Genomic DNA, 3,295 nt, shown 5'->3' on the forward strand with positions numbered 1-3,295 from the left:
TCTGCATTTAGATGATTTTTGGCTGGCATACTTCTGGCTTTTCTGTGGCTTGTGATTTATTATTATACCATTTTTAATGCGAAACAGCTTAACCACTTCTCTATCTCCAATTTGCACAGTTTTATGACTTCTAAATCCTCATGAAGGACTAAGAAATCATCTGCGTATCTAATCAATGAAATCGATTTAAGCTTGTCTCTTACACCTAATTGGGTGTTGTCCGTTCGCTTCATATCGAATTTTGGGGCTAAACCCATAATCAATTCCTCAATCCCATGTAAGGCGACATTGGCAAGTAGAGGTGATATCACCCCGCCCTGTGGTGTCCCTTCATCTGTTGGGAACAGCTTGTTTCCATCCATAACACCAGCTTTTAACCAAGCTCGGATTTGTCTCCGTAGGGTAGGATAAGTATTCAATTTTTTGAGAAGTGCATCGTGATTAATGGCGGGTAAGGAGGCACACGTCGCCGTGTCCTCCTCCCCCAAGAACCGGACTTGACAGTTTCCCATCATCCGGCTCATGCCTTCAGCCTCTCAGTATCACCCTTTGAATGGACGTGCCTATGACAGGCTTGGTGGAGGTGTATAAGGTTTTCCTCATTATCCGTTCCGCCATTCTTCCTTTGTACGATGTGGTGGGTGTGCAGTTTTTCTCCGTTGAGCAGGTGGTCACCGCATATCGGACAAGACCAGTTTTGATTAGTCGCTACTTTGTAGAGCTTCGTACCTTTTTCCCAATAGGTTTTACCGTATCGAGTCATGCGGTCTTGCCAATATTTGGTGAGTTCGGGGTCATCGGGGGAAGCGGTGCCTTTGACTTTAACGTGACGTTCAATTGGAATACTAGATAGGCGGAAAATGGCTATCTCTTTATTTCCACGCAAGTCATTGACTGTTGCAGAAAATACCCATTTTCGCCCTTGGAGGGTTTTGAAGTATTTTCTGGCTACCCATTTCTTACTTTTATTCGGGTGTCGCCTCAGTGACCATTTCCAGAGAAGTTTCCAGATTTGGTGGTCAACGTAGCTAAACACTTGTTTGCTGACCCCGTGCCTGTAGTAGTTTCCCCATCCTCTTAATACTGGGTTAAGGTATTCTATGACTGCCTCTGGTGAAGCCTGTTTGTGTTCCTTAAGCCATTTACGGATGTTCTTCAGGAAGATTTTGACTTTTTCTTTCTGAGGCTTTATCAGGCATTTGCCTTTGAACTGGCAGATATTGAACCCCAGGAAATTGAATCCTTCTTCTACATGAGAGATGTTGGTTTTCTCCTGATTCAGTTCTAATCCTCTTTCTTTAAGCCATTCCTGAAGAGTGGGAATTATTGCCTCAATGTCCTCTCTTGATTTGGCGGTGATGATGAAGTCGTCTGCATATCGGATGAATCCGTAGGTTGCATCCTTCTTCTTTTTCTTGTTGCCAGCTTGTTTCCCGCTTTTGAGGGTGTAGGTGTTGACCTTGTAAAACTGGCTCAGTAGTGCCTCTATACCGTTTAAGGCAATATTGGCTAGCAGAGGGCTGATTATCCCTCCTTGTGGTGTACCGCTTTCTGTTTTGTGGAACATCTCGGCTTCTACATACCCTGCCTTCAGCCATTGTTTGATGATTTCTCTGCTTGGGGTATTCCCAATTGTGCTGAGGATGTATTCATGGCTGATGTTGTCGAATGCTCCTTTGATATCGGCATCTAGAATCCAAGTGTCACTGCCTCCACCCATTCGGCAAAAGCATTGGGCGATGGCATCGTGTGTGCCTCTACCAGGTCTAAAGCCGTAACTGTGTGCCTCAAAGCGAGGTTCAAAGCGAGGCTCGAGTGCATTTTTGACAACCGCTTGTGCTACGCGGTCAATGATAGTTGGAATTCCTAATGGTCTTCTTTTCCCGTTTGCTTTGGGAATATATACCCTTTTAGTTGGGCGAACTTTCCATAGAGAATGTTCCTTCATCTGTGTGACCAGTTTTACCCGTTCATCGTTGGTTAAAGCTGTCTGACCGTCTATTCCAGCCGTCTGCTTACCTTGATTTTCTTGGGTTACTCGACGCACTGAAAGCAGCAGGTTGGAGTAACTGCGTAACATCAGTTTCATAAGGCTACGAACCATGTTCCACTGATTTTTCTGAGCGGCACGATAAATCCGCTGTCTTAGGTTTCTGACCCGCTTCAAAGCTAGCTTCCAATCTATGTCAGTCCAGCTTTGAAGTTGTCCCTTCGTTCCGATGTCATTTCTGACTCTATCTTTCACGTTGGTTTGATTCCTTCACTTTGGTTCACCGTTGAAGACCTGCCAGAAGTCTGCCACCTTTCGGTGTGGGGCAAATTTTGAACCCCTATTCTAGGCGTTACCCCAGACTTTCGCTTTCTCTGGCATCCTTTACCCCCTCAGTAATTCCGCCTTCCTTACGGTTGACCTACTTAAGCCATTGACCTGACTCAAGAACTGATGGGGCTTGCCGTGTTTCGTGTGCTTGACAATCGACTGATTTAGGTTCCATCTATGCTCCGGTGGGGGTGTTGTCTCTTCGTCGTGACCGACCGCACTGTCTTACGACCTACCCACTTACCTTTTTGGTTGGAGTGTGTCAGCCTTATTTCACTCTTCATGCTTAACGGGGCTTACGATGGTTCACATTTCGTTAACCTTGTCAGTCTTCCCTTTGCTCTCCTTACCAATTTAGGCTTTCAGTGAGGTGAGCTTTCGTGCCTTGCATTCCATCGGATTCATTGCTTACTACCGATGTAGGCGGGGTAGCGTGACCCTTCTACGCAGGGATAGGGAGAAGAGAATCCCTAGAGAGGACGACCTTTCTGTCATATAGCGCTGATGCGCCTAACACACGACTTTCACGTCGCACACGGTCGAAGCATTTACTAATGTCGGCATCCAGCACATATTTTGATTTATGCTTTATTGCCAGGAATATTGCTCCAATCGCATCGTGGCATGAGCGTCCTGGTCGGAACCCATATGAGTTAGGTTCAAATCGCGCTTCCCATTCTGGTTCTAATACCAGTTTGATTAACGCTTGCAAAGCTCGGTCTTCCATTGTCGGTATACCTAAAGGTCTTTCCTCATCTGTCCCTGGTTTAGGTATCCAAACTCGGCGTGTTGGTTTAACCTTAGAACCCAATGATATTTTGTTTATCAATGCGAGACGTTGCTTTGGATTCAGTGATTTAATACCGTCTACACCTGCCGTCTTCTGTTAACCTAAGCAGGCAGGTCGCCCTACCTGCTCGGCTCCAGAACCGAACGTGAATATCGCTATTCATTCGGCTCCTCAGTGTGTGACTG

2 protein-coding genes and 1 pseudogene are annotated in these 3,295 nt (G+C 45.9%); all 3 read right to left on the minus strand.

Features of this window, described 5'->3' with window-relative positions:
• Positions 1 to 62 precede the first annotated feature (62 nt).
• Complete coding sequence (locus E5S67_RS31510; RefSeq protein ID WP_425487386.1) at positions 63 to 419, minus strand: reverse transcriptase/maturase family protein; 357 nt, start codon at positions 417 to 419, stop codon at positions 63 to 65.
• A gap of 101 nt (positions 420 to 520) precedes the next feature.
• Entirely contained in the window at positions 521 to 2,245 is a 1,725-nt protein-coding gene (gene ltrA, locus E5S67_RS31515) for a group II intron reverse transcriptase/maturase (protein WP_172193355.1), read from the minus strand.
• Between the two features lie 598 nt (positions 2,246 to 2,843).
• Positions 2,844 to 3,206, minus strand: a pseudogene (locus tag E5S67_RS31520) (reverse transcriptase domain-containing protein); the annotation flags it as partial.
• Positions 3,207 to 3,295: the final 89 nt, after the last annotated feature.

It is taken from the genome of Microcoleus asticus IPMA8, from assembly GCF_013179805.1.
Taxonomy (GTDB): Bacteria; Cyanobacteriota; Cyanobacteriia; order Cyanobacteriales; family Microcoleaceae; genus Microcoleus; species Microcoleus asticus.